General features: G+C 72.8%; 28 protein-coding genes and 1 pseudogene. 19 read left to right on the top strand and 10 right to left on the bottom strand.

From position 1 onward, the window contains the following. Window position 1: 1 nt before the first annotated feature. The 6 genes from IG05_RS0106605 to IG05_RS0106580 all read right to left on the bottom strand — a co-directional run bounded on the left by IG05_RS0106605 (window position 2) and on the right by IG05_RS0106580 (window position 5217). The gene (locus tag IG05_RS0106605) at window positions 2-196 is read right to left on the bottom strand and encodes a hypothetical protein (RefSeq protein ID WP_030340043.1); all 195 of its coding nucleotides are present in this window, start codon (window positions 194-196) and stop codon (window positions 2-4) included. Between the two features lie 123 nt (window positions 197-319). Then, the gene (locus IG05_RS0106600) at window positions 320-1177 is read right to left on the bottom strand and encodes a phosphatidylinositol-specific phospholipase C/glycerophosphodiester phosphodiesterase family protein (RefSeq protein ID WP_030340042.1); all 858 of its coding nucleotides are present in this window, start codon (window positions 1175-1177) and stop codon (window positions 320-322) included. Window positions 1178-1332: 155 nt separating this feature from the next. Further along, window positions 1333-2412 carry an acyl-CoA dehydrogenase family protein gene (locus tag IG05_RS0106595; protein WP_030340041.1) on the bottom strand — a complete coding sequence of 360 codons (1080 nt, stop codon included), beginning with the start codon at window positions 2410-2412 and terminating at the stop codon, window positions 1333-1335. Beyond that, window positions 2409-3590 (bottom strand): acyl-CoA dehydrogenase family protein, encoded by a 1182-nt coding sequence (locus tag IG05_RS0106590; RefSeq protein ID WP_030340040.1) that lies wholly within the window; start codon window positions 3588-3590, stop codon window positions 2409-2411. Before IG05_RS0106590 ends, IG05_RS0106595 begins: the two co-directional genes overlap by 4 nt. Continuing rightward, window positions 3587-4558 carry an NADPH:quinone oxidoreductase family protein gene (locus IG05_RS0106585; RefSeq protein WP_030340039.1) on the bottom strand — a complete coding sequence of 324 codons (972 nt, stop codon included), beginning with the start codon at window positions 4556-4558 and terminating at the stop codon, window positions 3587-3589. The genes IG05_RS0106590 and IG05_RS0106585 overlap by 4 nt, the downstream gene beginning before the upstream one ends. A gap of 86 nt (window positions 4559-4644) precedes the next feature. After that, on the bottom strand, window positions 4645-5217 hold the full coding sequence (locus tag IG05_RS0106580) for a helix-turn-helix domain-containing protein (protein WP_030340038.1): 573 nt from the start codon (window positions 5215-5217) through the stop codon (window positions 4645-4647). A 165-nt stretch (window positions 5218-5382) separates the two neighbouring features. Between IG05_RS0106580 and IG05_RS0106575 the strand changes: the two genes are divergently transcribed. The 7 genes from IG05_RS0106575 (at window position 5383) to IG05_RS0106545 (ending at window position 12147) form a co-directional block, all read left to right on the top strand. Further along, window positions 5383-6921, top strand: a complete 1539-nt coding sequence (locus IG05_RS0106575; RefSeq protein ID WP_030340037.1) for an ATP-dependent DNA ligase — start codon at window positions 5383-5385, stop codon at window positions 6919-6921. Next, window positions 6918-7391, top strand: a complete 474-nt coding sequence (locus IG05_RS0106570) for an NUDIX domain-containing protein (protein WP_030340036.1) — start codon at window positions 6918-6920, stop codon at window positions 7389-7391. Before IG05_RS0106575 ends, IG05_RS0106570 begins: the two co-directional genes overlap by 4 nt. Window positions 7392-7501: 110 nt before the next feature. Further along, window positions 7502-8887: an NADP-dependent succinic semialdehyde dehydrogenase gene (locus IG05_RS0106565; RefSeq protein ID WP_030340035.1), complete on the top strand. Its 1386-nt coding sequence runs from the start codon at window positions 7502-7504 to the stop codon at window positions 8885-8887. 26 nt (window positions 8888-8913) lie between these two features. Beyond that, window positions 8914-9147, top strand: coding sequence for a DUF6213 family protein (locus IG05_RS0106560; RefSeq protein ID WP_030340034.1), 234 nt, complete (start codon window positions 8914-8916; stop codon window positions 9145-9147). Window positions 9148-9321: 174 nt separating this feature from the next. Further along, window positions 9322-10386 (top strand): type III polyketide synthase, encoded by a 1065-nt coding sequence (locus IG05_RS0106555; protein WP_030340032.1) that lies wholly within the window; start codon window positions 9322-9324, stop codon window positions 10384-10386. Further along, window positions 10383-11600 (top strand): cytochrome P450, encoded by a 1218-nt coding sequence (locus IG05_RS0106550; RefSeq protein ID WP_030340031.1) that lies wholly within the window; start codon window positions 10383-10385, stop codon window positions 11598-11600. Before IG05_RS0106555 ends, IG05_RS0106550 begins: the two co-directional genes overlap by 4 nt. A 7-nt stretch (window positions 11601-11607) precedes the next feature. Next, complete coding sequence (locus IG05_RS0106545; RefSeq protein ID WP_030340029.1) at window positions 11608-12147, top strand: cupin domain-containing protein; 540 nt, start codon at window positions 11608-11610, stop codon at window positions 12145-12147. A gap of 18 nt (window positions 12148-12165) precedes the next feature. On the opposite strand, the gene IG05_RS0106540 is transcribed toward IG05_RS0106545, so the two are convergent. Further along, window positions 12166-13395: an acyl-CoA dehydrogenase family protein gene (locus IG05_RS0106540; RefSeq protein WP_030340028.1), complete on the bottom strand. Its 1230-nt coding sequence runs from the start codon at window positions 13393-13395 to the stop codon at window positions 12166-12168. Window positions 13396-13566: 171 nt separating this feature from the next. Between IG05_RS0106540 and IG05_RS0106535 the strand changes: the two genes are divergently transcribed. Continuing rightward, window positions 13567-14211: a TetR family transcriptional regulator gene (locus IG05_RS0106535; protein ID WP_030340026.1), complete on the top strand. Its 645-nt coding sequence runs from the start codon at window positions 13567-13569 to the stop codon at window positions 14209-14211. Between the two features lie 15 nt (window positions 14212-14226). Here IG05_RS0106535 and def read toward each other — a convergent pair whose 3' ends face one another. Continuing rightward, window positions 14227-14781: a peptide deformylase gene (gene def / locus IG05_RS0106530; protein WP_030340021.1), complete on the bottom strand. Its 555-nt coding sequence runs from the start codon at window positions 14779-14781 to the stop codon at window positions 14227-14229. A 152-nt stretch (window positions 14782-14933) separates the two neighbouring features. On the opposite strand from def, the gene IG05_RS0106525 reads away from it, so the two are divergent. From IG05_RS0106525 to rocD, 8 genes are all read left to right on the top strand, one after another. After that, window positions 14934-16172 carry a MurT ligase domain-containing protein gene (locus IG05_RS0106525; protein WP_030340019.1) on the top strand — a complete coding sequence of 413 codons (1239 nt, stop codon included), beginning with the start codon at window positions 14934-14936 and terminating at the stop codon, window positions 16170-16172. 21 nt (window positions 16173-16193) lie between these two features. Then, window positions 16194-16922, top strand: a complete 729-nt coding sequence (locus IG05_RS0106520) for a type 1 glutamine amidotransferase (protein WP_030340018.1) — start codon at window positions 16194-16196, stop codon at window positions 16920-16922. Window positions 16923-17136: 214 nt separating this feature from the next. Then, on the top strand, window positions 17137-18162 hold the full coding sequence (locus IG05_RS0106515; RefSeq protein WP_030340016.1) for a 6-phosphofructokinase: 1026 nt from the start codon (window positions 17137-17139) through the stop codon (window positions 18160-18162). Window positions 18163-18295: 133 nt separating this feature from the next. Then, window positions 18296-19246 (top strand): cytochrome c oxidase assembly protein, encoded by a 951-nt coding sequence (locus IG05_RS0106510; protein WP_030340015.1) that lies wholly within the window; start codon window positions 18296-18298, stop codon window positions 19244-19246. Window positions 19247-19328: 82 nt separating this feature from the next. Then, complete coding sequence (locus tag IG05_RS0106505; protein WP_030340013.1) at window positions 19329-19508, top strand: hypothetical protein; 180 nt, start codon at window positions 19329-19331, stop codon at window positions 19506-19508. Window positions 19509-19545: 37 nt separating this feature from the next. Beyond that, window positions 19546-20031: an Lrp/AsnC family transcriptional regulator gene (locus IG05_RS0106500; protein WP_030340011.1), complete on the top strand. Its 486-nt coding sequence runs from the start codon at window positions 19546-19548 to the stop codon at window positions 20029-20031. A gap of 152 nt (window positions 20032-20183) precedes the next feature. Next, on the top strand, window positions 20184-20993 hold the full coding sequence (gene ddaH / locus IG05_RS0106495; RefSeq protein WP_030340010.1) for a dimethylargininase: 810 nt from the start codon (window positions 20184-20186) through the stop codon (window positions 20991-20993). Further along, window positions 20993-22210 (top strand): ornithine--oxo-acid transaminase, encoded by a 1218-nt coding sequence (rocD, locus tag IG05_RS0106490; protein WP_030340008.1) that lies wholly within the window; start codon window positions 20993-20995, stop codon window positions 22208-22210. Before ddaH ends, rocD begins: the two co-directional genes overlap by 1 nt. A gap of 50 nt (window positions 22211-22260) precedes the next feature. Here the strand turns inward: rocD and IG05_RS0106485 are convergent, their stop codons facing one another. Together IG05_RS0106485 and IG05_RS0106480 are read right to left on the bottom strand one after the other, a co-directional pair. Beyond that, on the bottom strand, window positions 22261-22905 hold the full coding sequence (locus tag IG05_RS0106485; RefSeq protein WP_030340007.1) for a DUF305 domain-containing protein: 645 nt from the start codon (window positions 22903-22905) through the stop codon (window positions 22261-22263). A 92-nt stretch (window positions 22906-22997) separates the two neighbouring features. Further along, complete coding sequence (locus IG05_RS0106480; RefSeq protein ID WP_030340005.1) at window positions 22998-23396, bottom strand: DUF6153 family protein; 399 nt, start codon at window positions 23394-23396, stop codon at window positions 22998-23000. Window positions 23397-23438: 42 nt separating this feature from the next. On the opposite strand from IG05_RS0106480, the pseudogene IG05_RS44680 reads away from it, so the two are divergent. The 3 genes and pseudogenes from IG05_RS44680 to IG05_RS0106470 form a co-directional block, all read left to right on the top strand. Beyond that, window positions 23439-23861: pseudogene (locus IG05_RS44680) on the top strand (MMPL family transporter); the annotation flags it as partial. A 93-nt stretch (window positions 23862-23954) separates the two neighbouring features. Next, window positions 23955-24542 (top strand): RNA polymerase sigma factor, encoded by a 588-nt coding sequence (locus IG05_RS0106475; RefSeq protein ID WP_030340004.1) that lies wholly within the window; start codon window positions 23955-23957, stop codon window positions 24540-24542. Between the two features lie 6 nt (window positions 24543-24548). Then, window positions 24549-25583: a MerR family transcriptional regulator gene (locus IG05_RS0106470; protein WP_420707566.1), complete on the top strand. Its 1035-nt coding sequence runs from the start codon at window positions 24549-24551 to the stop codon at window positions 25581-25583. The last annotated feature ends 110 nt before the right edge of the window (window positions 25584-25693 follow it).

Below are 25693 nucleotides of genomic sequence, written 5' to 3'. Positions count from 1 at the left end.
TTCAGGGCCGCAGGCTGCTCACCAGTTCGGCGGTCGCGTGGAGCCCGCCGTGGATGGTGGGTGCCATGCTCGTGCTGGCCAGGTAGAAGCCGAGCAGCAGGCAGACCAGGGCGTGGGAGATCTTCAGCGAGCAGTTGCGAATGAAGATCACGGCCAGGATCAGAAGCAGCAGCACCACAGAGATGGAAACGACCATCGGGAACCCTCCTCCGCCACGCCCCATGTGCGGCGTTCGGCCGCAAGTGTGGCGTAGCGGGAGGTTCGTCCGGGCTGCTGACATGTCCTCCGTTCGTGTGGTCTCGGGCGAAATCGTGTGGTCTCACACGCGGGGGCGGGCGTCGAGGAAGGCCTCAAGGCCGGCGAGGTCGTCGGTGTTGAGGTAGTCCACGCCGGCGGCGAGCAGCTCCGCCCACAGCGCGTCCCGGGCCGGGCCGGCGGTGTCCGGGGTGGCCCAGAACCGGACCCGCTGCCCGCGCGCGTGGGCGGCCCCGGTGATGCTCCGCAGCCTGCGCCGCTCGGCGTCGGGGAACGTGCCGGCACCGGTCCAGGTGAAGTTCTGCGTCCAGTTGTCGCTGATCAGCGAGATGAGGGAGGCCGGGGCGGCGCCGCCGAGGTCGGTCAGCCTGCCGTCGTAGAAGGCGCGGCGCTCGGCCTGTGCCTCCATCGGGGTACGGGCCGCCCGGTCGCCGGAGACGACCACGGTGACCGGGCCGGGGTGGACGCGGCCGTGCGCGTACCGGGTGAACAGGTGCGGGTGGCGGCGCAGCCGGCGGTCGAGTTCGAGGTAGGTCGAGGAGCCCTCGGTCTTGATGTCGACGAGCAGCTGCAGCGGCCGGCGCCGGCCGCGGTAGACGGAGCCGTGGTGGGCCCTGACGCGGGCGGCGAGCGGTTCGAGGTAGAGGGATTCCAGGGTGCGGGAGGGGTCCAGGTCGGACGCCTCGTGGCCGACGAGGAGCCGGCCGTCGACGAGGAAGATGTCGGCTTCGACGCTGCCGAAGCGGTGGTCGAGGGCGTCGTACAGGGGCCGCGGGTGCGCGTAGTCGTTGTGGGCGTGGGCGTGCCACAGCGGGCGGGGCCCGCGCTCGCCGGCCGACGAGCGGCCCGCGGGCAGGACGAGCGTTCCGCCGAGGGTGGCGCCGAGGGTGGTGAGGGCTCGGCGACGGGTGGTGAGGGCCATGCACTGCCTCCCTGGGGGTGAGGGGAACCGGGGAGAGTATGCGTGCACTTGCGCCCGAAAGGGCCCGTCGTGCGGGGAGTTGGTGTGCTGTTCACGTCGCCCGCGGGAACGCGGAGAAGCCCGCCCCGGGTGGGGCGGGCTTCTCCGTCGGCGGATCAGGGTGCCTGGAGGTCTGCCAGCCCGGCCAGCGCCTCGCGGTGGGCGCCCGCCGTACCGTAGGCGATCGAGTCCGCCTTGGCCCGCTTCAGGTACAGGTGGGCCGGGTGTTCCCAGGTCATGCCGATCCCGCCGTGCAGCTGCACCGCCTCCTCGGTGGCGCGTACGGCGACGGGGGTGGCGTAGGCCTGGGCGACGGCCACCGTGAGGTCGGTGTCCTCGCCGGAGGCGAGTGCGTCGGCGGCGGCGCGGGCGGCGGCCCGGAGGTTGACGACCTCCAGCCACAGCTGGGCGAGCCGGTGCTTGAGCGCCTGGAAGCCGCCGACCGGCCGGTTGAACTGCTTGCGCTCCTTCAGGTACCGGACGGTCTCCGTCAACGCCCATTCCGCGACGCCGAGTTGCTCGGAGGCGAGCAGTCCGGCGGCGGCGCGCAGAGCACGTCGTACGGCGGGCCCGGCGTCGCCGACCCGGCGGCCGGCCGCGCCGGCGAGGGTGACGGTGGCGAGCGGGCGGGTCAGGTCCAGGGAGACCTGCGGGGTGACGGTGACGGTGACGGCGTCGGCGGTGACGGCGTACAGGCCGCCGTCGTCGGCCGGGACGAGCAGTACGTCGGCGACGGCGGCGTCCGCGACGGCGGTCAACTCGCCGTGCAGGGTGCCGTTCTCCAGCCGGACGGTCCGCGGCGCGGCGCCGGGGGCCGTGTGCAGGCCGACGGCGAGCGCGCCGATGGTGCGCCCGGAGGCCAGCTGCCCCAGCAGCTCCGCGTCATCGCAGGCCAGCAGGGCCTCGGTGGCCACGACCGCGCTGGTGAGGTACGGCACCGGGGCGACGGCCCGGCCCAGCTCCTCCAGGACCACGGCGGCCTCGCGGTGCGAGGCGCCCTGGCCGCCGTGCTCCTCGGGCACCAGCAGGCCCGCGAGGCCCATGCCGTCGGCGAGCGCCTTCCAGGCCGCGCGGTCGTGCGGGGTGCCGGACTCGGTGCGCGCGATGACGCCGGGCGCGTCGCAGTGGTCCGTGAGCAGGTCGCGGACGGCGGCCCGCAGCGCCTCTTCCTCCTCGGAGTACAGCAGATCCGTCATCGGGCGAGGTCCTTCCAGGCGACGTCCTTGTCGGTGCGCGGCTCGGCGGGCAGGCCCAGGACGCGCTCGGCGACGATGTTCAGCAGGACCTCGCTGGTCCCGCCCTCGATGCTGTTGCCCTTGGAGCGCAGATAGCGGTAGCCGGCGTCCCGGCCGGTGAAGTCCACGAGCTCCGGGCGGCGCATGGTCCAGTCGTCGTACAACAGCCCTTCTTCGCCGAGGAGTTCGACCTCCAGGCCGCTGATCTCCTGGTTGAGGCGGGCGAAGGCGAGCTTCATGCCGGCGCCCTCGGGGCCGGGCTGGCCGACGGTGAGCTGCTGGCGCAGGCGTTCGGCGGTGAGCCGGGACACCTCGGCCTCCACCCACAGCTTCAGCAGCCGCTGGTGCAGGTCGTGGGTGCGCAGGTCCGGGCGTTCGCGCCAGGTCCGCGCGACCGGTCCGATCATGCCGCCCTCGCGGGGCAGGGCCATGCCGCCGATGGCGACGCGTTCGTTGTTCAGCGTGGTCTGCGCGACCCGCCAGCCGTCACCGACCTCGCCGAGGCGGCGGTCGTCGGGGATGCGGACGTCGGTGAGGAAGACCTCGTTGAACTCGGCCTCGCCGGTGATCTGGCGCAGCGGCCGGACCTCGACGCCCGGGTCGGTCATGTCGCAGACGAAGTAGGTGATGCCCTGGTGCTTGGGCACGTCCGGGTCGGTGCGGGCGATGAGGATGGCCCAGCGGGCGGCATGGGCGCTGGAGGTCCACACCTTCTGCCCGTTGACCACCCACTCCTCGCCCGCACGGACCGCCCGGGTGCCGAGCGCGGCCAGGTCGGAGCCGGCGCCGGGCTCGCTGAACAGCTGGCACCAGACCTCCTCGCCGGTCCACAGGGGCCGCAGATAGCGCCGCTTCTGCTCCTCGGTGCCGTACTTGAGGATCGTCGGCGCGGCCATGCCGAGGCCGATGCCGATGCGCCGGGGGTCGTTGTCGGGGGCGCCGGCGGCCTCCAGTTCGGCGTCCACGACGCCCTGGAGGGAGCGCGGGGCGCCGAGGCCGCCGAGGCCCTCGGGGTAGTGCACCCAGGCGAGGCCGGCGTCGAAGCGGGCCCTGAGGAAGTCCAGGCGGCCGGTGCTCGCGGGGGGATGCTGCGCGAGCAGCTCCCGGGTGCGGCGGCGCAGGTCTTCGGCGTCGGTCATGCGGCGGCTCCGTTCTCCAGTAGGACGGCGACCCGGCCGGTGGTCAGGCCGTCGGCGACCCGCTGCACGGCACCGGCCGCGCCGGCGAGCGGCACCCGCTCGCTGACGAGCGGCTTGACGGCGCCCCGCGCGGCCAGCTCGGTGAGCTGTTCGTGACAGTGCTGGACCAGCTTCGGGTTCTTGGTGTTGTACAGGCCCCAGTGCAGGCCGAGGATCGAGTAGTTCTTCACCAGGGCGTGGTTGAGGGCGGGGCTCGGGATGGTGCCGCTGGCGAAGCCGACGACCACGATCCGGCCCTCGAAGGCGACCAGCTTCGCGGACTGGGCGTAGGCCGTGCCGCCGACGGGGTCGTAGATCACGTCGGCGCCGCGGCCGCCGGTGGCCTCCTTGACGGCGGCGACGACGTCCTCGGCGCGCCGGTCGACCACCACGTCACAGCCCAGCTCCCGGGCGACGGCGGCCTTGTCCGCGCCGCCCACGACGCCGATCACCGTGGCGCCGGCGGCCTTGCCGAGCTGGACGGCCGCGCTGCCCACGCCGCCGGCGGCGGCGTGCACCAGCAGGGTCTCGCCGGCCGCCAGGCGGGCGCGGCGGTGCAGGCCGAACCAGCCGGTCTGGTAGCCGATGTGCAGGGCGGCCGCCTCGGCGTCGTCCAGCGACTCGGGTGCGGGGAGCAGGGCGCGGGCGTCGGCGAGGGCGTACTCGGCGAAACCGCCGTGCGGCAGCACGGGGTTGGCGATCACCCGGCGGCCGTCCTCGGTCTCGCCGCAGATCTCCACGCCCGGCGTGAAGGGCAGCGGCGGGCGCACCTGGTACTCGCCCCGGCACAGCAGCGCGTCCGGGAAGTTGACATTGGCGGCGCGTACCCGCAGCAGCACCTGGCCGTCGGCGGGCGTGGGCCGCTCCACCTCCGCCAGGCGCATCACCTCGCTCGGCTCGCCGTTCTCGTGCACTTGCCATGCCTGCATGCGGGGCCTCCACGGGACTGCTTCGTCTGACCGGGCTCGACGGCATACTAAGCGGTCGCTTGCCAATCAGGGAACAGTAGCGTGGGTCACTTGCGCGCGGGCCGCGCCCGGACGTGCATCCGCTCCCCCTGGGGCCCGAACAGACTCAGGAACTCCACCGGCCCCTCCCCCGTCGACCCGAACCAGTGCGGCACCCGGGTGTCGAACTCGGCCGCCTCGCCCGCGGTCAGCACGACGTCGTGCTCGCCGAGGACCAGGCGGAGCCGGCCGGAGAGGACGTAGAGCCACTCGTAGCCCTCGTGGGTCCGCGGCTCGGGCTCCTGCCCGCGCCGGGGTTCGAGGACCTTGTAGGCCTGGAGGCCGCCGGGCTGGCGGGTCAGCGGCCAGTGGGTGCGCCCGCCGCGGACGATCGGCTTGGACCGCACCCGCGGGTCGCCGACCGGCGGCGCCCCGACCAGCTCGTCCAGCGGCACCTGGTGGGCCTGGGCGATCGGCAGCAGCAGTTCGAGGCTGGGCCTGCGCAGGCCGGACTCCAGCCGGGAGAGCGTGCTCACCGAGATGCCGGTGGCCTCGGACAGCGCGGCCAGGGTCACCTCCCGCTCCTTGCGGATGCGGCGCAGCCTGGGACCCACGTCCGCCAGTACGTCGTCTGTACTCATGGCCCCCATTGCGGGAACGGCAAGCACGTTTGTCAATCCCGCAGCGCCGGACATCGCCCCGCGCCCCCGGGGAGCGCTGTCGTCAGGCCGCCGTCAGGAGTTCCCCGCTGATTCCCCGGGGGACGGAACCGCGCACCCGGCAACGCGCTGGGGCACGATGGCTGCATGCTGCTGACCCGGTTGGCCCAGGTGTCCCGGGAGGTCGCCGCGACGGCGGCGCGGTCCCGGAAGATCGCGCTGCTCGCGGAGCTGTTCCGGGACGCGGAGGCGGACGACGTGCCGGTCGTCATCCCGTACCTGGCGGGACGCCTGCCGCAGGGGCGCCTCGGGGTCGGCTGGAAGGTGCTGGGCCGCCCGGTCCCGCCGGCCGCCGGGCCCTCCCTCACCGTGCGCGAGGTCGACGCCCGGCTGAGCGAGCTGGGCAAGGTGACCGGGCCCGGTTCGCAGGCGGAGCGGACCCGGCTCGTCGGCGAGCTGATGGGCGCGGCCACCGAGGAGGAACAGCGCTTCCTGCTCGGTCTGCTCACCGGCGAGGTCCGGCAGGGCGCCCTGGACGCGGTCGCGGTGGAAGGCCTCGCCCGGGCGACCGGCGCGGATCCGGCGGACGTACGGCGGGCCGTGATGCTCGCGGGCTCGCTGCAGACGGTGGCCCGGGCCCTGCTCGGCGAGGGGCCCGCAGCGCTGGAGCGGTTCCGGCTCACGGTCGGCCGGCCCGTGCTGCCGATGCTGGCGCACAGCGCCACCTCGGTCGCCGAGGCGGTGGAGAAGCTGGGCGCCTGCGCGGTGGAGGAGAAGCTGGACGGCATCCGGGTCCAGGTGCACCGGGACGGCGGCACGGTGCGGATCCACACCCGCACCCTGGACGACATCACCGGCCGGCTGCCGGAGGTGACGGCCGCCGCGCTCCGGTTGCGCGGCGATCGGTTCATCCTGGACGGGGAGGTGATCTCCTTCGACGCCGCGGGCCGGCCCCGGTCCTTCCAGGAGACGGCGGGCCGGGTCGGCTCGCGCACCGACGTGGCGAGGGCCGCCGAGGAGACCCCGGTCTCCCCCGTCTTCTTCGACGCCCTCGCGGTCGACGGCCGTGACCTGCTCGACCTGCCGTTCACCGAGCGGCACGCGGAACTGGCCCGGCTGGTGCCCGAGCCGATGCGGGTGCGGCGCACGCTGGTCGCCGGCCCGCAGGACGCCCCGGAGGCGGAGCGGTTCCTCGCCGGCACCCTGGCCCGCGGTCACGAGGGCGTGGTGGTCAAGGCGCTCGACGCGCCGTACAGCGCGGGCCGGCGCGGCGCCGCCTGGCTCAAGGTCAAGCCCGTGCACACCCTCGACCTGGTGGTGCTGGCCGCCGAGTGGGGCCACGGCCGCCGCACCGGCAAGCTGTCCAACCTGCACCTCGGCGCCCGCACCCCGGACGGCGGCTTCGCGATGCTGGGCAAGACCTTCAAGGGCATGACCGACGCGATGCTCGCCTGGCAGACCGACAGGCTGCGGGAACTGGCGGTCGAGGACGACGGCCGGGTGGCCCGGGTCCGCCCCGAACTCGTCGTGGAGATCGCCTACGACGGCCTCCAGCGCTCCTCCCGCTACCCGGCCGGCGTCACCCTCCGCTTCGCCCGCGTGGTCCGCTACCGCGAGGACAAGCGCCCCGAGGAGGCCGATACCGTGGAGGCCCTGCTGGCAGCCCACCCGGAGGTCACGCCGTGACGGTGCGGACGACGAAGCGCAGCGCGGGACTGCTGTTGTTCCGGCATACCGATCAGCGGCTGGAGGTGTTGCTCGGCCATATGGGCGGCCCGCTGTGGGCGAAGAAGGAGGCGGGCGCCTGGACGGTGCCGAAGGGCGAGTACGACCCGCAGGAGCCGGCCTGGGAGGCGGCCCGGCGCGAGTTCCGGGAGGAACTGGGGGTGGCGCCGCCCGACGGGGAGGCCGTACCGCTGGGCGAGGTCGTGCAGCGCAACGGCAAGATCGTCACGGCGTGGGCGGTGGCGGCGGACCTCGACCCGCAGACGATCACCCCGGGGACCTTCACGATGGAGTGGCCGCCGCGGTCCGGCCGGAGGCAGGAGTTCCCGGAACTGGACCGGGTGGCGTGGTTCGGTCTGGACCGGGCCCGTGAGGTGATCGTCACGGCGCAGGCCGCGTTTCTCGACCGGCTGGCGGAGCACTCGGGCTGAGGGCGACGCTCCGGCGGAACGCCGGGGGAAACGCCCGAGGGCCTGTCGCGTTGCGTCCTGAGGGGCGGCGCGCGAAGGTCGAGACAAGCCCGCTCCCAGGGAGGTCAGCCATGCCCATCGCGACGGTGAACCCGGCGAACGGCGAGACGCTCAAGACGTACGAGCCCATGGACGAGGACGAGCTGGAGCGCCGGCTCGAACTCGCCGAGGCCACCTTCCGCACGTACCGGGCGACCTCGTTCGCCGACCGCGCCCGACTGCTGAACAAGGCCGCCGGCCTGCTGGACGAGGACCAGCGGGAGATCGGCCGGATCATGACCACCGAGATGGGCAAGCCGGTCAGGCAGGCCCGCGCGGAGGCCGCGAAGTGCGCCAAGGCGATGCGCTGGTACGCGGAACGCGCCGAGGGGCTGCTGGCCGACGAGGAGCCCCCCGAGACGGACGTGCGCGACTCCGGTGCCTCCCGGGTCCGGGTCCGCTATCGGCCACTCGGCCCGGTCCTCGCCGTGATGCCCTGGAACTTCCCGCTGTGGCAGGTGATCCGGTTCGCCGCGCCCGCGCTGATGGCGGGCAACGTGGGCCTGCTCAAGCACGCCTCCAACGTCCCGCAGACGGCCCTCTACCTGGAGGACCTGTTCCACCGGGCCGGCTTCCCGGAGGGCTGCTTCCAGACGCTGCTGATCGGCTCGGGCGCGGTGGACGACATCCTGCGCGACGAGCGTGTGAAGGCGGCCACCCTGACCGGCAGCGAGCCCGCGGGCCGGGCGGTCGCCTCCACCGCCGGGCAGATGGTCAAGAAGACGGTGCTGGAGCTGGGCGGCAGCGACCCCTACGTCGTCATGCCCTCCGCCGACGTGGACCGCGCGGCCGAGGTCGCGGTGACCGCGCGCGTGCAGAACAACGGGCAGTCCTGCATCGCCGCCAAGCGGTTCATCGTGCACACCGACGTCTACGACGCCTTCGCCGAGAAGTTCGTCGCGGGCATGCGGGCGCTCAGGATCGGCGACCCGCTGGCGGAGGACACCGAGATCGGGCCGCTCGCCAGCGAGCGGGGCAGGACCGACCTGGAGGAGCTGGTGGACGACGCCCGGCGCAGCGGGGCCGAGGTGCTGTGCGGCGGACAGCGGCCGGACGGGCCCGGCTGGTACTACCCGCCGACCGTTCTGTCCGGCATCACGCGGGAGATGCGCATCCACCGCGAGGAGGCCTTCGGACCGGTCGCCACGCTGTACCGGGCGGACGACCTCGACGAGGCCGTGCTGATCGCCAACGACACGCCGTTCGGGCTGAGTTCGAACGTATGGACGCGGGACGAGAACGAGGTGGAACGGTTCGCGCTGGACCTGGAGGCCGGCGCCGTGTACGTCAACGGGATGACCGCCTCGCACCCGGCGTTCCCGTTCGGCGGGGTGAAGCGGTCCGGGTACGGGCGTGAGCTGTCCGGGCACGGAATCCGGGAGTTCTGCAACATCACCACGGTTTGGCAGGGTGCGTGAGCACCACGCGGCTACCATCCCGTTTTGTGAACCGCGAAGTGACCCTGCCTCTGATCGTCGACGACCGCGGTACCTTGCAGGTGGCCGCGGCCGACGTGAGTAAGTTGTTGCGGACCGTGGGTGCGCGATGGCTGCATCTGGTCGAGGCCGGGGAGCAGGTGCTGGACGAGGACACGGTCGCCGCGCTGACCATCGAGCTGGCGAAACTGGCGGACCGCATCGACGTCGCGTGCATCGCGCACAGCAGCGGGGCGCCGTAACGGTCCTTCCCGTGTTTTCCCTCGTCCGGCGGCATGAATCGCCCGTCGGGCCGGACCCGGGGGTCCCCGGTTCGGAGTAATCCAGCGCGAGATCGTCGTCCTCCCGGGTGACGGTGGGTGGAGCACCCAAAAGGTGTGGACCACCTTCCGGACAGCGGAAAGCAGGGACGGTTCATGGCGACTTTGTGCAGACCCTCGGTGTCGGTCCCGGAGCATGTGATCACGATGGAGCAGACGCTGGAACTGGCGCGCTCCCGCCACCCGGACCACCCCCAACTGCCACTGGCGCTCAGGCTCATCGAGAACACCGGCGTCAGGACGCGGCACATCGTGCAGCCCATCGAGGAGACCCTGAAGCATCCGGGCTTCGAGGAGCGCAACAAGCTCTACGAGGCCGAGGCCAAGGCACGGGTACCCGCGGTGATCCAGCGCGCGCTGGACGACGCGGAGCTGCTGACCAGCGACATCGACGTGATCATCTACGTGTCGTGCACGGGCTTCATGATGCCCTCGCTGACGGCCTGGCTGATCAACGAGATGGACTTCGACAGCACCACCCGCCAGCTCCCGATCGCCCAGCTGGGCTGCGCGGCCGGCGGGGCGGCGATCAACCGGGCGCACGACTTCTGCTCGGCCTACCCGCACGCCAACGCCCTGATCGTGGCCTGCGAGTTCTGCTCCCTGTGCTACCAGCCCACCGACCTCGGTATCGGCTCGCTGCTCTCCAACGGCCTGTTCGGCGACGGCATCGCCGCGGCGGTGGTGCGCGGCAACGGCGGCACGGGCGTGCGGCTGGAGCGCAACGGCTCGTACCTGATCCCGAAGACGGAGGACTGGATCGCCTACGACGTCCGGGCGACCGGCTTCCACTTCCTGCTCGACAAGCGGGTGCCGACGACGATGGAGCCGCTCGCCCCGGCGCTGAAGGACCTGGCAGGCGAGCACGGCTGGGACGCCTCCGACCTGGACTTCTACATCATCCACGCGGGCGGCCCCCGAATACTCGACGACCTCAGCAAGTTCCTGCAGGTCGATCCGCACGCCTTCCGGTTCAGCCGGGCCACGCTCACCGAGTACGGCAACATCGCCAGCGCCGTCGTCCTGGACGCGCTGCGCCGGCTGTTCGACGAGGGCGGCGCCGAGGACCGCGCCCGTGGACTGCTCGCCGGCTTCGGCCCCGGTATCACCGCCGAGATGACGGTGGGCCGCTGGGTCAACGCCGACGGGAACACCCGATGACCGAGCGGACCACGCTGGCAGGGACCCGGCCTCCGGTCCGGCACTGGCCGGCGCTCGACCTCACCGGGACGGACTTCGACCCGGTGCTGGCGGAGCTGATGACCGAGGGCCCGGTCACCCGGGTCCAGCTGCCCAACGGGGACGGCTGGGCCTGGCTGGTCACCCGGTACGACGATGTACGCAGGGTGACCAACGACCCCCGCTTCAGCCGCGCGGCGGTCCGGGACCGGCAGGTCACCCGGCTCGCCCCGCACTTCATCCCCGACCGGGACGCGGTCGGTTTCCTCGACCCGCCCGACCACACCCGGCTGCGCCGCTCGGTCGCCGCCGCCTTCACGGCGAAGGGCGTCGAGCGGGTCCGCGCCCGGGCCCGCGCCGTGCTGGCCGAGCTGGTCGAGGACCTGCTCCGGGGCGGTCCGCCCGCGGATCTCACGGCGGCGGTCCTCGGCCCGTTCCCCATCGCGGTGATCTGCGAGCTGATGGGCGTCCCGGCCGGCGACCGGCACCGCATGCACACCTGGACCCAGCTGATCCTGTCCGCCGCGCACGGCAAGGACGTCAGCGAGACGGCCAAGCGGGAGATGAGCGCCTACTTCGCCGACCTGATCGCCGGGCGGGCGGACAGCACCGGGGAGGACGTCACCTCGCTCCTCGGCGCCGCCGTGGCCCGGGGCGAGGTCACGCCCGAGGAGGCCGTCGGCCTCGCCGTCCTGCTCCAGATCGGCGGCGAGGCGGTCACCAACAACAGCGGGCAGCTGTTCTACCTGCTGCTGACCCGCCCCGGCCTGCTGAGGCGGCTGCGCGCGGAGCCGGGGCTGCGGCCCCGGGCGATCGACGAGCTCCTGCGCTGGATCCCGCACCGCAACGCGGTCGGGCTCTCCCGGATCGCCCTGCGGGACGTGGACATCGGCGGCGTCCGCATCCGTGCCGGCGACGCGGTCTACGTCTCCTACCTGGCCGCCAACCGCGATCCGGCCGTCTTCACCGACCCGGACACCATCGACTTCTCCCGCGACCCGAACCCGCACCTGGCGTTCGGCTTCGGCCCGCACTACTGCCCCGGCGGCATGCTGGCCCGGCTTGAGGAGGAACTCCTGATGGACGCCCTGCTGGACCGGACACCGAGCCTGCGACTGGCCGTACCACCGGACCAAGTGACCTTCCGCAAGGGCGCGTTGATCCGCGGCCCCGAATCCCTCCCGGTGACCTGGTGAGACGCCCATGACCGAGACCGAGGGACTGACCGGGACCGAGGGACTGTACGTGCCGCCGGGCCACGGCCGGGTCGTGGCGACCCCGGCCCAGCGGGTGACCTTCAAGGTCACCGGCACCCACTCGCGGATGGCCTCCACCTTCGAGGTGGAGGTCCCCCCGGGCTTCGACGTGGGCGCCCATGTGCACACGCGCAGCGAGGAGCTGTTCTACGTCCTCGAAGGCGAGCTGGACGTCCTCGCCTTCGAGCCGCGCGTCCGCACCCCCGACAACTGGCGGAAGTGGGAGTCGCGTTCGGGCAGCCGGGTGGTCCGCGCGACACCGGGCACGGTCATCGTCGTACCACCGGGCTGCCCCCACGCCTTCGCCAATCCGACGGAGAGCGTGGCCCGGATGTTCTTCCAGGCCTCTCCCCCACCGGACCACGAGCGCTACTTCGAGGAGCTGCTGGAGATCCTGGCCGACGGCGGGCCGCCGGACCAGGAGGCGATCGAGGCGCTCCGGGCCAAGTACGACATCGAGCAGCTCACGCCGCTCAGACACCGGTGAGCGCCCCGCCTCCGGGAGCTACCGGATCGGCATCCCGGACAGGGTCCGGGCGATGACGAGCCGCTGGATCTCGCTCGTTCCCTCGAAGATGGTGTAGATCGCCGCGTCCCGGTGCATCCGCTCGACGGGGTACTCACGGGTGTAACCGTTGCCGCCGAGGATCTGAATCGCCTGGGCCGTGACCTTCTTGGCGGTCTCGCTGGCGAACAGCTTGGACATGGAGCCCTCGGCCGCCGTGAACGGCTTGCCGTTCACCGCCATCCACGAGGCCCGCCACACCAGCAGGCGCGCGGCGTCGATCTGCGTCCGCATGTCCGCGAGCTGGAAGGCGACGCCCTGGTTGTCGATGATCGGCCGGCCGAACTGCTCCCGGGTCGCGGCGTACTCCAGGGCGACCTCGTACGCGGCCCGGGCGGTGCCGACCGCCATGGCACCGACGGCCGGGCGGGAGGCCTCGAACGTGGCCATCGCCGCGTTCTTCACCCGCTCGCCGCCGCCGGCCTTCGCCCTCTCCCGGGCCCGGGCCAGCCGCTCGTCCAGCTTCTCCTTGCCGCCGAGCAGGCACGAGCCGGGCACCCGGACGTGGTCGAGGACGACCTCGGCGGTGTGCGAGGCACGGATGCCGTGCTTCTTGAACTTCTGCCCCTGGGACAGACCGGCCGTACCCGGCGGCACGATGAAGGAGGCGTGTCCCTTGGAGCCCAGCTCCGGGTCGACCACGGCGACGACGACGTGGACGTTGGCGATGCCGCCGTTGGTCGCCCAGGTCTTCGTGCCGTTGAGCACCCACTCGTCCGTGGCCTCGTCGTACACCGCGCGCGTGCGCATGGAGGCGACGTCGGAGCCGGCGTCCGGCTCGGAGGAGCAGAACGCGGCGACCTTGACGTCGTTCTGGTCGCCGTACATCTGCGGGATCCAGGTGCCGATCTGCTCCTCGGTCCCGTTGGCGAGGACGCCCACGGCGGCGAGGCCGGTGCCGACGATGGACAGGGCGATGCCGGCGTCGCCCCAGAACAGCTCCTCCATCGCCATCGGGATGCCGAGGCCGGTGGGGTCGAAGTACTGCTGCGCGTAGAAGTCGAGGGAGTAGATGCCGACCTTCGCGGCCTCCTGGATGACCGGCCAGGGCGTCTCCTCGCGCTCGTCCCACTCGGCCGCTGCGGGACGGATCACATCCGCGGCGAAGCCATGGAGCCAGTCGCGTACTTCCCTCTGTTCCTCGTTCAGCTCCATGGTGAACTCGGCCATGTCCCCTCCAGCGGCGGCGGTGCGATGTTACTAGCGGTAACGCGAGTCTGTTACTGATCGGTAGGAAAAGTCAATCGGTGGTGACACCTCGGCATCCCCGTTCGATGTCGGGGGCGCGGTCAGTGTTAGTTTGCGCAGGCGTCACCGAATCAGCACGGGTGGGGAGAGCACATGGACACCACGCAGCGGACCGAGCAGCAGCGGTCCGCCGACCGCCGACGGCGCGAGCTGCTGGAGGCCGCCGACCGGGTGGTGCTGCGCGACGGCCCGCAGGCGTCGATGAACGCGATCGCGGCGGAAGCGGGCATCACCAAGCCGATCCTCTACCGGCACTTCGGCGACAAGGGCGGACTGTACGCGGCGCTCGCCAAGCGGCACACCGACGCACTGCTCGACTCCCTGCGGGCGGCCCTCGACGCCCCCGCCGACCGGCGCGAGCGGGTCGAGTCCACGCTGGAGACCTATCTGGCCGCGATCGAGGCGCGGCCCCAGGTGTACCGGTTCCTGATGCACCCGGCGGAGGGCAGCACCGGGGGCGACCAGGGCTTCGACGTCGGCAAGCACAGCGCTCCCCTGCTCCGGCGGATGGGCGAGGAACTCGCCCGGGTCATCGAGGAGCGGGTCGACCTGGGCCCGGAGAGTCAGCAGCTGGCCCGGGTCTGGGGGCACGGCATCGTCGGGATGATGCATGCCGCGGGTGACTGGTGGCTGGGTGAACGCCCCTGCTCCCGGGCCGAGTTGGTGCGGTCCCTCGCCGATCTGCTGTGGGGGCGCCTCGCGGCCGCGGGCGACCGGGTCGGGGGCCCGGGGTTCTGACGGCCCCCGCCCCCCTCAGGCCGGTGCGCCCGCCCGGTGCCAGGAGGCCCTGGCGACCTGCCTCAGCAGCCTGCGCTTGCGCCACCCCGTGAGGTGGTCCGCGTACACCCGGCCCTCCAGGTGGTCGCACTCGTGTTGCAAGCATCTGGCAAAGAAGCCGGTGCCGTGGACGGTGACCGGCTCCCCCGTCACCGTGAAACCCTCGACCACCGCGTGGTCGTAGCGCTCGGTTCCCGCTTCCAGACCCGGCAGGGACAGGCAGCCCTCCGGGCCCCGGACCACCACACCGTCGGCCTCCACCAGCCGCGGGTTCACCACGTGGCCGAGGTGACGGACGTCCTCGTCGTCGGGGCAGTCGTACACGAACACCCGCAAACCGACGCCGATCTGGTTGGCTGCCAGGCCCACCCCCCGCGCCGCGTACATCGTGGCGAACAGGTCCTCCACGAGGTCCGCGAGGCCGGGGCCGAAGTCGGTGACGTCCCCGCAGGGCTCGCGCAGCACCGCGTCGCCGTGCAGGGTGAGGGGCCGGACGCGCCCGTGGGCGCCCGGAATGGAACCGTGTCGCATGGCGGCAAGGGTACGGTTCCTTCAGCTCATGCCCGCCGCCCAAGGCCCGGACCGGGATTCGGGTGTGGGAACGGATCTCGATAGGCTGAGGTTCACACCACGTAGCCGGATGGCCCCAGGCGCGGCGCGTACGCAAGGAGGATCGAGAACTGATGGCAGGCAACTCGGACCCGCTCTCGCCGCGGGCCAAGCTGGCCGTGACCGCGGGCAAGGCGGTCGCTGCGGCATCGCGCGCCGCAGGACGCGGCAGCGGGTCGGTGATCGGTGGCCGGGTCGCGCTGAAACTCGACCCCGATCTGCTCGGGCGGCTCGCCCAGAACCTGGACGTCGTCCTGGTGTCCGCCACCAACGGCAAGACCACGACCACCCGGCTCATCGCGGAGGCGCTGCGCGCCGCGGGCCCGGTCGTGTCGAACGCGCTCGGCGCCAACATGCCGGCCGGCATCACGTCCGCGCTGGCGGGCGGCTCGGACGCGAAGTTCGGCGTTATCGAGGTGGACGAGAAGTACCTGGCCGGAGTGGCCCGGGACACCGCCCCCAAGTGCATCGCCCTGCTGAACCTGTCCCGCGACCAGCTGGACCGGGCCGCCGAGACCCGGATGCTCGCCGAGAACTGGCGGGAGGGACTGGCCGGTTCCAAGGCGGTCGTCGTCGCCAACTGCGACGACCCGCTGGTGGTGTGGGCCGCGTCCTCCTCCTCGAATGTGATCTGGGTCGCGGCCGGACAGATGTGGAAGGACGACGCCTGGTCCTGCCCGTCGTGCGGCGGCGTGATGCAGCGCCCCGGCGACGACTGGTTCTGCGGTGAGTGCGGCTTCCGCCGGCCCACGCCGAGCTGGGCGCTGTCCGGGGACCACGTGCTGGACCCGCACGGGTCCGCCTGGCCGATCCACCTGCAGCTGCCGGGGCGCGCCAACAAGGCGAACGCCGCCTCCTCCGCGGCCGTCGCCGCCGTCTTCGGGGTGCCGCCGCAGGTCGCCCTGGAGCGGATGTACCAGGTGCAGGCGGTGGCCGGCCGGTACGACGTCGTCCAGTTCCAGAACCGCGACCTCAGGCTGCTGCTGGCCAAGAACCCGGCCGGCTGGCTGGAGACGTTCTCCCTGATCGACCCGCCGCCCGCGCCGGTGATCCTGTCCGTGAACGCCCGTGGCGCCGACGGCACCGACACCTCCTGGCTGTGGGACGTCGACTACACCCGGCTGACCGGCCACCCGATCTTCGTCGTCGGCGACCGGAAGCTGGACCTCGCCGTCCGCCTGGAGGTCGCGAACCAGCACTTCCAGGTCTGCGACAACCTCGACCAGGCCGTGCAGATGTGTCCGCCGGGCCGGATCGAGGTCATCGCGAACTACACCGCGTTCCAGGACCTGCGCCGCCGCGTCGGCAATTGATCTTCGAAGGGCGATCACCTCATGAGCGACAACCAACTGCGGCTGGTGTGGATCTACCCGGACCTGCTCAGCACCTACGGCGACCAGGGCAACGCCCTCGTCGTGGAGCGCCGGGCCCGGCAGCGCGGCCTGGACGTGGCCCGGCTGGACGTGCGCAGCGACCAGCCGATCCCGACCTCCGGCGACATCTACCTGATCGGCGGCGGCGAGGACCGTCCGCAGCGGCTCGCGGCCGAGCGGCTGCGCCGTGACGGGCACCTGCACCGGGCGGTGGAGAACGGCGCGATCGTCTTCTCGGTCTGCGCCGGCTACCAGATCCTCGGCCACGAGTTCATCAACGACCTCGGCCAGCGCGAGCCGGGCCTCGGGCTGCTCGACGTGGTGTCGGTGCGCGGCGAGGGCGAGCGGTGCGTCGGCGACGTGCTGGGCGACATCGACCCGCAGCTCGGCCTGCCCCAGCTGACCGGTTTCGAGAACCACCAGGGCGTCACCCACCTCGGCCCCACCGCCCGCCCCTTCGCCCGCGTGCAGATCGGCAAGGGCAACGGCACCGGGGACGGCACGGAGGGCGCGTACAACGGGACGGTCTTCGGCACGTACATGCACGGGCCGGTGCTGGCCCGCAACCCGCTGATCGCCGACCTGCTGCTGAAGCTGGCGCTGGACGTCAACGCCCTGCCGCCGATCGACGACCGCTGGTACGAGGCGCTCCGCGACGAGCGCATCGCGGCGGCGCAGCAGCCCGCGTAGTGGCGGCTGCGTAACCCGTTCTTCAGCTGGATGTCAACGGGGTCCGGCAGACTCCCGGCGGGCCCGCCTGACGGTCCGTCCGCTCACATGTGCGGGCGCGTCCAGCAGGCGGACGCCCGCTACGGAGCCACCCCCTCACGCCGGTAGGGTGGCCGGGAATCCGCCGGACAACGTGGTCCGGTTACCCGGCCCACGTTGAGAAGGTATTCGGGCTATGCGCATTGGTGTCCTCACGTCCGGCGGCGACTGCCCCGGCCTGAACGCCGTCATCCGGTCCGTCGTGCACCGTGCCGTCGCCGACCACGGCGACGAGGTCATCGGTTTCCGGGACGGCTGGAAAGGCCTCCTGGAGTGCGACTACCTGAAGCTCGACCTCGACGCCGTCGGCGGCATCCTGGCCCGCGGCGGCACCATCCTCGGCTCCTCCCGGGTCCGCCCGGAGCACCTGCGGGACGGGGTGGAGCGGGCCAGGGGCCACGTCGCGGAACTCGGCCTGGACGCGATCATCCCGATCGGCGGCGAGGGCACGCTGAAGGCGGCCCGGCTGCTGTCGGACAACGGGCTGCCCATCGTGGGCGTGCCCAAGACGATCGACAACGACATCGCCGTCACGGACGTGACCTTCGGCTTCGACACCGCGGTGACCGTGGCGACCGAGGCCCTGGACCGGCTGAAGACCACCGCCGAGTCGCACCAGCGGGTGCTGATCGTGGAGGTCATGGGCCGGCACACCGGCTGGATCGCGCTGCACTCCGGTATGGCGGCCGGCGCGCACGCCGTCGTCGTACCCGAACGGCCCTTCGACATCGACGAGCTGACCCGGAAGGTCGGCGAGCGGTTCGAGGCGGGCAAGCGGTTCGCCATCGTGGTCGCCGCGGAGGGGGCCAAGCCGCGGCCCGGGTCCATGGAGTTCGACGAGGGCGGCAAGGACATCTACGGCCACGAGCGGTTCGCCGGCATCGCCCGGCAGCTGTCGGTCGAGCTGGAGCAGCGACTCGGCAAGGAGGCCCGGCCGGTGATCCTCGGGCACGTGCAGCGGGGCGGCACGCCGACCGCGTACGACCGGGTGCTGGCGACCCGGTTCGGCTGGCACGCGGTGGAGGCCGTGCACCGGGGCGAATTCGGCCGGATGACGGCGCTGCGCGGCACGGACATCGTGATGGTGTCGCTGGCGGAGGCGGTGGAGACGCTGAAGACGGTGCCCACCGAGCGGTACGACGAGGCGGAGTGCGTCCTCTGACCCAGCCCAGTGGTTCGGGTGAGGACGAACCGGCCCCGGTCACCGCGGTGACCGGGGCCGGTTCTACTCTTGGTGCGGACACAGACAGCTGTGGACAGACACCGCACAACCCCCATGAACCAGGAGACGCCGGATGGATCACAGCGGACACGGCATGATGACGGATCTGCCGCCGTTCACGCTGGGGCGGGGTCTGCAGTGGTCGGCCGACCCGTTCTTCCTCGTGGCCTGCCTCGCCGGTCTGGCGCTCTACGGCTGGGGTGTCGTGCGGCTGCGGCGGCGCGGGGACGCGTGGCCGGTGTCGCGCACGGTGTCCTACGTCGTCGGCGTGCTCACGATCGCGCTGGTGATGTGCACCAGGCTGAACGACTACGGCATGGTCATGTTCAGCGTGCACATGGTGCAGCACATGGTGATCAGCATGCTGTCGCCGATCCTGATCCTGCTCGGCGCCCCCGTCACGCTGGCGCTGCGCGCCCTGCCCGCGGCCGGCCGGGGCCGCAAGGGCCCGCGCGAGCTGCTGCTGATGCTGCTGCACAGCCGGTACATGCGGATCATCACCCACCCGGCGTTCACGATCCCGCTGTTCATCGCGAGCCTGTACGGCCTGTACTTCACGCCGGTCTTCGACTTCCTGATGGGCTCGAAGACCGGGCACGTCGCGATGATGGTGCACTTCCTCGCGGTCGGTGTCGTGTTCTTCTGGCCGATCATCGGTATCGACCCGGGCCCGCACCGGCCCGGTCACCTGATGCGGATGCTGGAGCTGTTCGCGGGCATGCCGTTCCACGCGTTCTTCGGCATCGCGCTGATGATGGCGTCGACGCCGATGGTGGAGACCTTCCAGAACCCGCCGGCCTCGCTCGGCGTCGAGGCGCTGTCCGACCAGAGCGCGGCGGGCGGCATCGCCTGGGCGTTCAGCGAGATCCCGTCGGTGCTGGTGCTGATCGCGCTGCTGTTCCAGTGGTACGGCTCCGAGCAGCGGCAGGCCAAGCGCAAGGACCGGGCCGCAGACCGGGACGGCGACAAGGAGCTGGAGGCGTACAACGCCTACCTGGCGTCGCTGAACGCGCGCGAGGGCTGAGCAGCCGCGGCGTCCGGGCAGGCGCCGTATCCCGGGATCCGGGGCACCATGGTCAGGGACGGACCATGAGGAGGGTGTCGCGATGCCCGGTTCCATGAACGGTTCCACGAACGGCTCCATCAGGACGATGGGGGCACTCACGGTCGGCGGGCTGGTCCTCGTGACCGCCTACACGGTCGCGCTCGGCAGCAACGGCTGGCTGTGGTTCGGCTGGGTGGTGCTGGGGCTGCTCACCCTCACCCTGATCGTCACCCAGTCCTGAGCCGTGCGGCGCGGGCGGGGCTGGCTACAGTGCCCGCATGAACAGCAGGACGCCCTCGTTCGACGAGCTGGACCGCCGGATCATCACCGCGCTCATGGCGAACGCGCGGACCAGTTTCGCCGAGATAGGGGCGGCGATCGGGCTGTCCGCCACGGCGGTCAAACGGCGGGTGGACCGGCTGCGCGAGACCGGGGTGATCACCGGGTTCACGGCGACCGTCAAACCGTCCGCGCTGGGCTGGCGCACGGAGGCGTACGTCGAGGTGTACTGCGAGGGCGCGGCCCCGCCCCGGCGGCTGGCGGAGGTCGTCCGCAACCATCCGGAGATCGCGGCGGCGATGACGGTCACCGGCGGCGCCGACGCGCTGCTGCACGTGCGCGCCCGGGACGTGGAGCACTTCGAGGAGGTGCTGGAGCGGATCCGCGCCGAGCCGTTCATCCGGAAGACGATCAGTGTGATGGTGCTGTCCCATCTGCTCCCGGAAAGCCCGGAAGCCGGCGCCACCCACGCGGCCCCCGAGTGATCGCGGAGCGCGAAGGTAACGTGCGTCTCGGCTTGTGAGAACGCAGCGATGCTGCGCATCTGCGCAGCTTTTCTCGCTTGTCGTCCGTCTCCTTCCCTTCCTACCGTGGTGTCACCCCTCAGTGACACACAGGAAAGCGGAGGAAACCCTCTGTGCCCGAAAGCCGTGTGCCGCGTTCCCGGCGCTTCCTCGTCTGCGAACCCCGACACTTCGCCGTCCAGTACGCGATCAATCCCTGGATGCATCCCGACCGGCCCGTCGACGTGGACCTGGCCCAGGAGCAGTGGCAGTCGCTGATCCGCGCCTACCGGGCGCACGGCCACACCGTCGACGCCGTCGAGCCGGTCCCCGGCCTGCCGGACATGGTGTTCGCCGCGAACGCGGCCTTCGTCGTCGGCGGCCGGGTCTTCGGCTCCCTGTTCCACGCCCCGGAGCGCCGCCCGGAGTCGGACCACTACGACACCTGGTTCAAGGCGGCCGGCTACGACGTCCACCGGCCCGAGTCGGTCACGGAGGGCGAGGGCGACCTGGTGTGGACGGGCCGCTACGTGCTCGCCGGCACCGGGTTCCGCACCACCCGCGAGGCGCACCGGGAGGCACAGGAGTTCCTCGGCCACCCGGTGATCGGCCTGACCCTGGTCGATCCGTACTTCTACCACCTGGACACCGCGCTGTTCGTCCTCGACGACGACAACGTCTGCTACTACCCGGAGGCGTTCTCGCCGGGCAGCCGGGAGGTCCTGCGGCGGCTGTACCCGGACGCGGTGCTCGCCACCCGCGAGGACGCGATGGCGTTCGGCCTGAACTCCGTCTCCGACGGCCGGAACGTCTTCATCGCGCCCCGCGCCGAGGCGCTCGCCGAGCGCCTCGCCGACCACGGCTACGTCCCCGTCCCCGTCGACCTGTCCGAGTTCCACAAGGCCGGCGGCGGCATCAAGTGCTGCACCCAGGAGATCCGCTGATGACCGCACCCGTGCGCACGCGTACGTCCGACGACCTGATCCGCGCGGAGGAGCCGGTACTCGCGCACAACTACCACCCGCTGCCCGTGGTCGTGGCCCGGGCCGAGGGCACGTGGGTGGAGGACGTCGAGGGCAACCGCTACCTCGACATGCTGGCCGGCTACTCGGCCCTGAACTTCGGCCACCGGCACCCGGCGCTCGTCGAGGCGGCCCACCGCCAGCTCGACCAGCTGACGCTGACCTCCCGCGCCTTCCACAACGACCGGCTCGCGGAGTTCGCCGAGCGGCTGACGGCGCTGACCGGCCTGGACATGGTGCTGCCGATGAACACCGGTGCGGAGGCGGTGGAGAGCGGCGTCAAGGTGGCCCGCAAGTGGGCGTACGACGTGAAGGGCGTCCCGGCCGGGCAGGCGACGATCGTGGTCGCGGCGGACAACTTCCACGGCCGGACGACGACCATCGTCAGCTTCTCCACGGACGAGACGGCCCGCGCCGGCTTCGGCCCGTTCACGCCCGGCTTCAAGGTCGTGCCGTTCAACGACCTGGCCGCGCTGGAGGCGGCGGTCGACGACACCACGGCGGCGGTGCTGATCGAGCCCGTCCAGGGCGAGGCCGGTGTGATCGTCCCGGACGACGGCTACCTCACCGGGGTACGCGAGCTGACCCGCCGCAAGGGCTGCCTGTTCATCGCCGACGAGATCCAGTCGGGCCTCGGCCGCACCGGCCGTACCCTCGCCGTCGAGCACGAGGACGTCGTCCCGGACGTGCTGCTGCTCGGCAAGGCGCTGGGCGGCGGCATCGTGCCGGTGTCGGCGGTGGTGGCCCGGCGCGAGGTGCTGGGCGTGCTGCACCCGGGTGAGCACGGCTCGACGTTCGGCGGAAACCCCCTCGCGGCGGCGGTCGGCACGGCCGTGGTCGGTCTGCTGGAGACCGGTGAGTTCCAGCGGCGGGCGGCCGAGCTGGGCGTGATCCTGCGGGACGGGCTGACCGAGCTGGCCGGCAGGGGCGTCACCGGGTTCCGTTCGCGCGGGCTGTGGGCCGGGGTGGACGTCGACCCGGCGCTCGGCACCGGCCGCGAGATCAGTGAGCGCCTGATGCGCGAGGGGGTCCTGGTCAAGGACACCCATGGCTCCACGATCCGGCTGGCGCCGCCGCTGACCATCACGGCGGAGGAGCTGCGCTCCGCGCTGGCCGCGCTGGAGAAGGTGCTGGCCTGAGGACGGGCGGGCGGGGGCCGGTGCTGCACCGGCCCCCCCCCGCCGCGCCGTCACTCGGTGCCGAGGAGCTGCCTCATCTCCTTGATCTCGGCGTTCTGCGCGGTGACGATGTCGTCCGCCATGGCCTTGGCGGCGCCGGAGCGGCCCTTGGCCTGCTCGGTGGCGGCCATCGCGACGGCGCCCCGGTGGTGCTCGACCATCAGGGTCAGGAACCGGGTGTCGAAGTCCTTGCCGGTGGCCTTCTCCAGGGCCGACATGTCGGCCTCGCTCATCATCCCGGACATGCCCGGCATCCCGGAGTGGCCGGAGTGGTCCATGCCGGCCATGGGTACGTCCTCGCCCCAGGACGTCAGCCAGCCGGTCATGGTGCGGATCTCCGGGTCCTGCGCCTTCTCGATGCGCGAGGCGAGGTCCTTCACCCGGGCCGAGGCGGCCCGGCCGGCGGCCAGCTTCGCCATCTCCAGGGCCTGCCGGTGGTGCGGGATCATGCCCTGCGCGAAGGCGACGTCCTGCGCGTTGTGCGAGGTGGCCGAGGCGCTCGGCGCGGCGGAGGTGCCGTGGCCGCCGTGGGCGCCGCCGCCGCTGTCGCTGTCGCCGCCGCAGGCGGCGAGGACCAGGGCGCCGGTCACGGCGACCGTGGCCAGCGCGGCGCGGCGGAGCAGAGTACGGCGGGTCAGGGAACGGGTGGTGGTCATGCGGGAACTCCTGCTGTTCTGAGGGATCTTCGGGCACGCGTGAGCACGACCGCGACACCTGCGCTCGGCAGGGCGGGCGGCCGGCGCGGCCTCTAGATCCGCAGGAGTTGGAGTTCGGCCAGGTCGGGCGGGGCCCGGGCGCTGTCCGGTGCCGTGGCCGGGGCGGAGCGCGGGCAGCGGGCCGGCGCGGCGGCCACGGGGCCGGGGGCCGGCGCGGGCAGCTGCGGGGCGCCGTCCGGCGCGCCCGAGGCACAGCTGGGGTCGGCGTGGTGCAGCTGGTGACCGCCGCAGTGACCGGCACCGCCCGGGCAGTCGTCCGGCGCGGTGACGGCGACGGTTCCGTGCACGGCCGGAGCGTGTCCGGCGTGGGCCATGCCGCCGCCGGGCGCCAGGGCGTGCATGCCGAGCAGCCCGGCCAGCAGGGCCAGCACGAGCAGCGCGCGGCGCCGCCACAGGGGCGGTCGCGGAGCGTGCGCTCGGGTGCCGGTCATGGGGGACATCGTACGAGGCCCGGGATCGGCCGCCGCGCAGGGCGCACCGCGCTGCACGCGCTGCCCGGCGCGGACGCCCTGGTCGGCGGCTACACCGCGCAGCAGTACGACACCCTGCGCGCGGCCGAACGCGACCGCACCGTCATCGTCCCGGTCGTGCTCGCCGTCATCCTGGCCATCCTCGTGCTGCTGCTGCGCTCCTTCGCGGTCCCCGTCCTGCTGATGCTGACCGTCGCCCTCAACTTCATCGCGACCCTCGGCGTGGCGGCGTCCGTCTTCCGCGGTCTGTTCGGGTTCCGTGCCGCTGTACGGGTTCGTCTTCCTGGTCCCGCTCGGCTGCGGCACGGCGCCCGCCACCTTCGCGGCGCTGGGCGTAATCCCTCTCGCGTTCCTGGTGCAGACCTGCCGGTGCCGGCGCTGGTCCGGGACGCGGGGAACCGCGTGTGGTGGCCCACCACGGGATAAGTCGATGCAGAGTCGATGCGAGTTGCCCCCGCAAGCGTGCCGGACGGACCGTGGCCGTCAGACGGGGAGCCACCCCGGACAAGGGAGCAGGCCATGACCGCACTCGCTGTGACCGAATCCGAGCCCGTGCCCCTGGCGCGTCCGGAGGACGAACTGGCCTCGCGTTTCGCGGCCGGTGACGAGGACGGCATGGAGGCCGTCTACCGCCGCTGGGCCCCGCTCGTCCTGTCCCTGGCGCGGCAGTCCCTGGGCGACGGCGCGGAGGCCGAGGACGTCACCCAGACGGTGTTCCTCGCGGCCTGGCGCGGACGCCACGGCTACCACCCGGGCCGTGGACCGCTGCCCGCCTGGCTCGTGGGCATCGCCCGGCGCAAGATCGCCGACGCGCTGTCGGCCCGCACCCGGCGCACGGACGTGGCCGCGGCGGCGGCGCGCGAGTCACCCCCCTCGCCGGTTACGTCGTACGCGCAGGACGCCGTACTGAACCGCGTGGACGTGACCCGGGAACTGCGCCGCCTCCCCGAGGCCCAGCGGCGGGTGCTGTGCCTGGCCTTCTACGGTGACCTGACCCAGACGCAGATCGCCCGCGTCACCGGCTGGCCGCTGGGTACGGTCAAGAGTCACACCCGGCGCGGCCTGCTGCGCCTGGGCCGCAGCCTGGACGCCGAGGCCACGGGGTGAGCACACTTGACGGAAGAGGACCACGTGACCGCCGCCCGCTCCGCCGCGCAGCCTGACCCCGGACCGCCCGCCGTACCGGCCGACGCCGGACTGACCACCGGTGTGCTGGCCCGCCGCCTCGGCGTGTCGCCGATGACGCTGCGCTCGTGGGACCGCCGCTACGGCATCGGGCCGACCGCACGCACCGGGGGCGGGCACCGGCGCTGGACCGCGGCGGACGTGGCGACGGTCGAGGAGATGTGCCGGCTGACGGCGACCGGCATCCCGCCGGCGGACGCGGCCCGCGCCGCCCGTACGGCCACCGCGGGCCCGCCCGCCGCGGCGGGAGCCGCCACCGCCGCACCGCCCCCGGCTCCCGCGGGGCGGTCGCGGGCCGCGGGCGCGCTGCCCCTCGGTGATGTGCGTCTGGAGTGCCGGGGCCTTGCGCGCGCCGCCGTACGGCTGGACGCCCCCGCGCTCGAACAGCAGCTCATCGCCGCCGTGGAGCGCTACGGCCTGGTGGCCGCCTGGCAGGAGGTGATGGTTCCCACCCTGCACGCCGTGGGACGCCGCTGGGCCTCCTCCGAGGACCAGTACGTGGAGGTGGAGCACCTGCTCGCCTGGCACGTCTCCACCGTGCTGCGCCGCAGCACGCCGCCCGCCGCGCCCGCCGCCTCCCCCGGGGCCGGCTGCGTGCTGCTGGCCTGTGTCCCCGGCGAACAGCACACCCTGCCCCTGGAGGCCCTGCACGCGGCACTCGCGGGTGAAGGGGTGCCGGTGCGCATGATGGGCGCCGCGCTGCCCGTCGAGGCGCTGGACGCGGCGGTACGCCGGCTCGGCCCGGTCGCGGTCGTGCTGTGGGCCCAGGAGAGCGCACGCGCGGCCCCCGCCCTGGCCCGGCACGTCGCCGGCCTGCGCTGGGGCATGAAGGGGACGCGGCGCGGTCCGGCGGTGCTGCTGGGCGGCCCCGGCTGGAGCCGGTCCCGGCCCGCCGGCGTGCTCAGGCCCGCCGGGCTGGCGCAGGCGGTGGAGGCGTTGCGCGCGCTGCACACCGCGGGGTGAGCCGGGGGCGCGACTGCACCGGGTGGTGAGCCGCGGACGCGCGTGCACCGCGGGATGAGCCGCGGGTGCGCTGTACACCACGAGGTGAGCCGCGGGCTCGTCCTCGGCCT

It is taken from the genome of Streptomyces sp. NRRL S-1022, from assembly GCF_000720135.1.
Classification (GTDB): Bacteria; Actinomycetota; Actinomycetes; order Streptomycetales; family Streptomycetaceae; genus Streptomyces.
The sequence above is the reverse complement of the archived record's forward strand: the minus strand, read 5'-3'. Positions and strand labels throughout refer to the sequence as shown.

What these genes read in the sequence shown, in the direction of transcription:
- IG05_RS0106585 (WP_030340039.1), bottom strand. Translation starts at nt 4,558, where the DNA reads ATGCAGGCATGGCAAGTGCACGAGAACGGCGAGCCGAGCGAGGTGATG.
- IG05_RS0106600 (WP_030340042.1), bottom strand. Translation starts at nt 1,177, where the DNA reads ATGGCCCTCACCACCCGTCGCCGAGCCCTCACCACCCTCGGCGCCACC.
- IG05_RS0106580 (WP_030340038.1), bottom strand. Translation starts at nt 5,217, where the DNA reads ATGAGTACAGACGACGTACTGGCGGACGTGGGTCCCAGGCTGCGCCGC.
- IG05_RS0106520 (WP_030340018.1), top strand. Translation starts at nt 16,194, where the DNA reads ATGAGCGACAACCAACTGCGGCTGGTGTGGATCTACCCGGACCTGCTC.
- IG05_RS0106550 (WP_030340031.1), top strand. Translation starts at nt 10,383, where the DNA reads ATGACCGAGCGGACCACGCTGGCAGGGACCCGGCCTCCGGTCCGGCAC.
- IG05_RS0106545 (WP_030340029.1), top strand. Translation starts at nt 11,608, where the DNA reads ATGACCGAGACCGAGGGACTGACCGGGACCGAGGGACTGTACGTGCCG.
- IG05_RS0106485 (WP_030340007.1), bottom strand. Translation starts at nt 22,905, where the DNA reads ATGACCACCACCCGTTCCCTGACCCGCCGTACTCTGCTCCGCCGCGCC.
- IG05_RS0106475 (WP_030340004.1), top strand. Translation starts at nt 23,955, where the DNA reads ATGACCGCACTCGCTGTGACCGAATCCGAGCCCGTGCCCCTGGCGCGT.
- IG05_RS0106500 (WP_030340011.1), top strand. Translation starts at nt 19,546, where the DNA reads ATGAACAGCAGGACGCCCTCGTTCGACGAGCTGGACCGCCGGATCATC.
- IG05_RS0106510 (WP_030340015.1), top strand. Translation starts at nt 18,296, where the DNA reads ATGGATCACAGCGGACACGGCATGATGACGGATCTGCCGCCGTTCACG.
- IG05_RS0106480 (WP_030340005.1), bottom strand. Translation starts at nt 23,396, where the DNA reads ATGACCGGCACCCGAGCGCACGCTCCGCGACCGCCCCTGTGGCGGCGC.
- rocD (WP_030340008.1), top strand. Translation starts at nt 20,993, where the DNA reads ATGACCGCACCCGTGCGCACGCGTACGTCCGACGACCTGATCCGCGCG.
- IG05_RS0106575 (WP_030340037.1), top strand. Translation starts at nt 5,383, where the DNA reads ATGCTGCTGACCCGGTTGGCCCAGGTGTCCCGGGAGGTCGCCGCGACG.
- IG05_RS0106525 (WP_030340019.1), top strand. Translation starts at nt 14,934, where the DNA reads ATGGCAGGCAACTCGGACCCGCTCTCGCCGCGGGCCAAGCTGGCCGTG.
- IG05_RS0106515 (WP_030340016.1), top strand. Translation starts at nt 17,137, where the DNA reads ATGCGCATTGGTGTCCTCACGTCCGGCGGCGACTGCCCCGGCCTGAAC.
- IG05_RS0106505 (WP_030340013.1), top strand. Translation starts at nt 19,329, where the DNA reads ATGCCCGGTTCCATGAACGGTTCCACGAACGGCTCCATCAGGACGATG.
- IG05_RS0106565 (WP_030340035.1), top strand. Translation starts at nt 7,502, where the DNA reads ATGCCCATCGCGACGGTGAACCCGGCGAACGGCGAGACGCTCAAGACG.
- IG05_RS0106555 (WP_030340032.1), top strand. Translation starts at nt 9,322, where the DNA reads ATGGCGACTTTGTGCAGACCCTCGGTGTCGGTCCCGGAGCATGTGATC.
- IG05_RS0106540 (WP_030340028.1), bottom strand. Translation starts at nt 13,395, where the DNA reads ATGGCCGAGTTCACCATGGAGCTGAACGAGGAACAGAGGGAAGTACGC.
- IG05_RS0106535 (WP_030340026.1), top strand. Translation starts at nt 13,567, where the DNA reads ATGGACACCACGCAGCGGACCGAGCAGCAGCGGTCCGCCGACCGCCGA.
- IG05_RS0106605 (WP_030340043.1), bottom strand. Translation starts at nt 196, where the DNA reads ATGGTCGTTTCCATCTCTGTGGTGCTGCTGCTTCTGATCCTGGCCGTG.
- IG05_RS0106595 (WP_030340041.1), bottom strand. Translation starts at nt 2,412, where the DNA reads ATGACGGATCTGCTGTACTCCGAGGAGGAAGAGGCGCTGCGGGCCGCC.
- IG05_RS0106590 (WP_030340040.1), bottom strand. Translation starts at nt 3,590, where the DNA reads ATGACCGACGCCGAAGACCTGCGCCGCCGCACCCGGGAGCTGCTCGCG.
- def (WP_030340021.1), bottom strand. Translation starts at nt 14,781, where the DNA reads ATGCGACACGGTTCCATTCCGGGCGCCCACGGGCGCGTCCGGCCCCTC.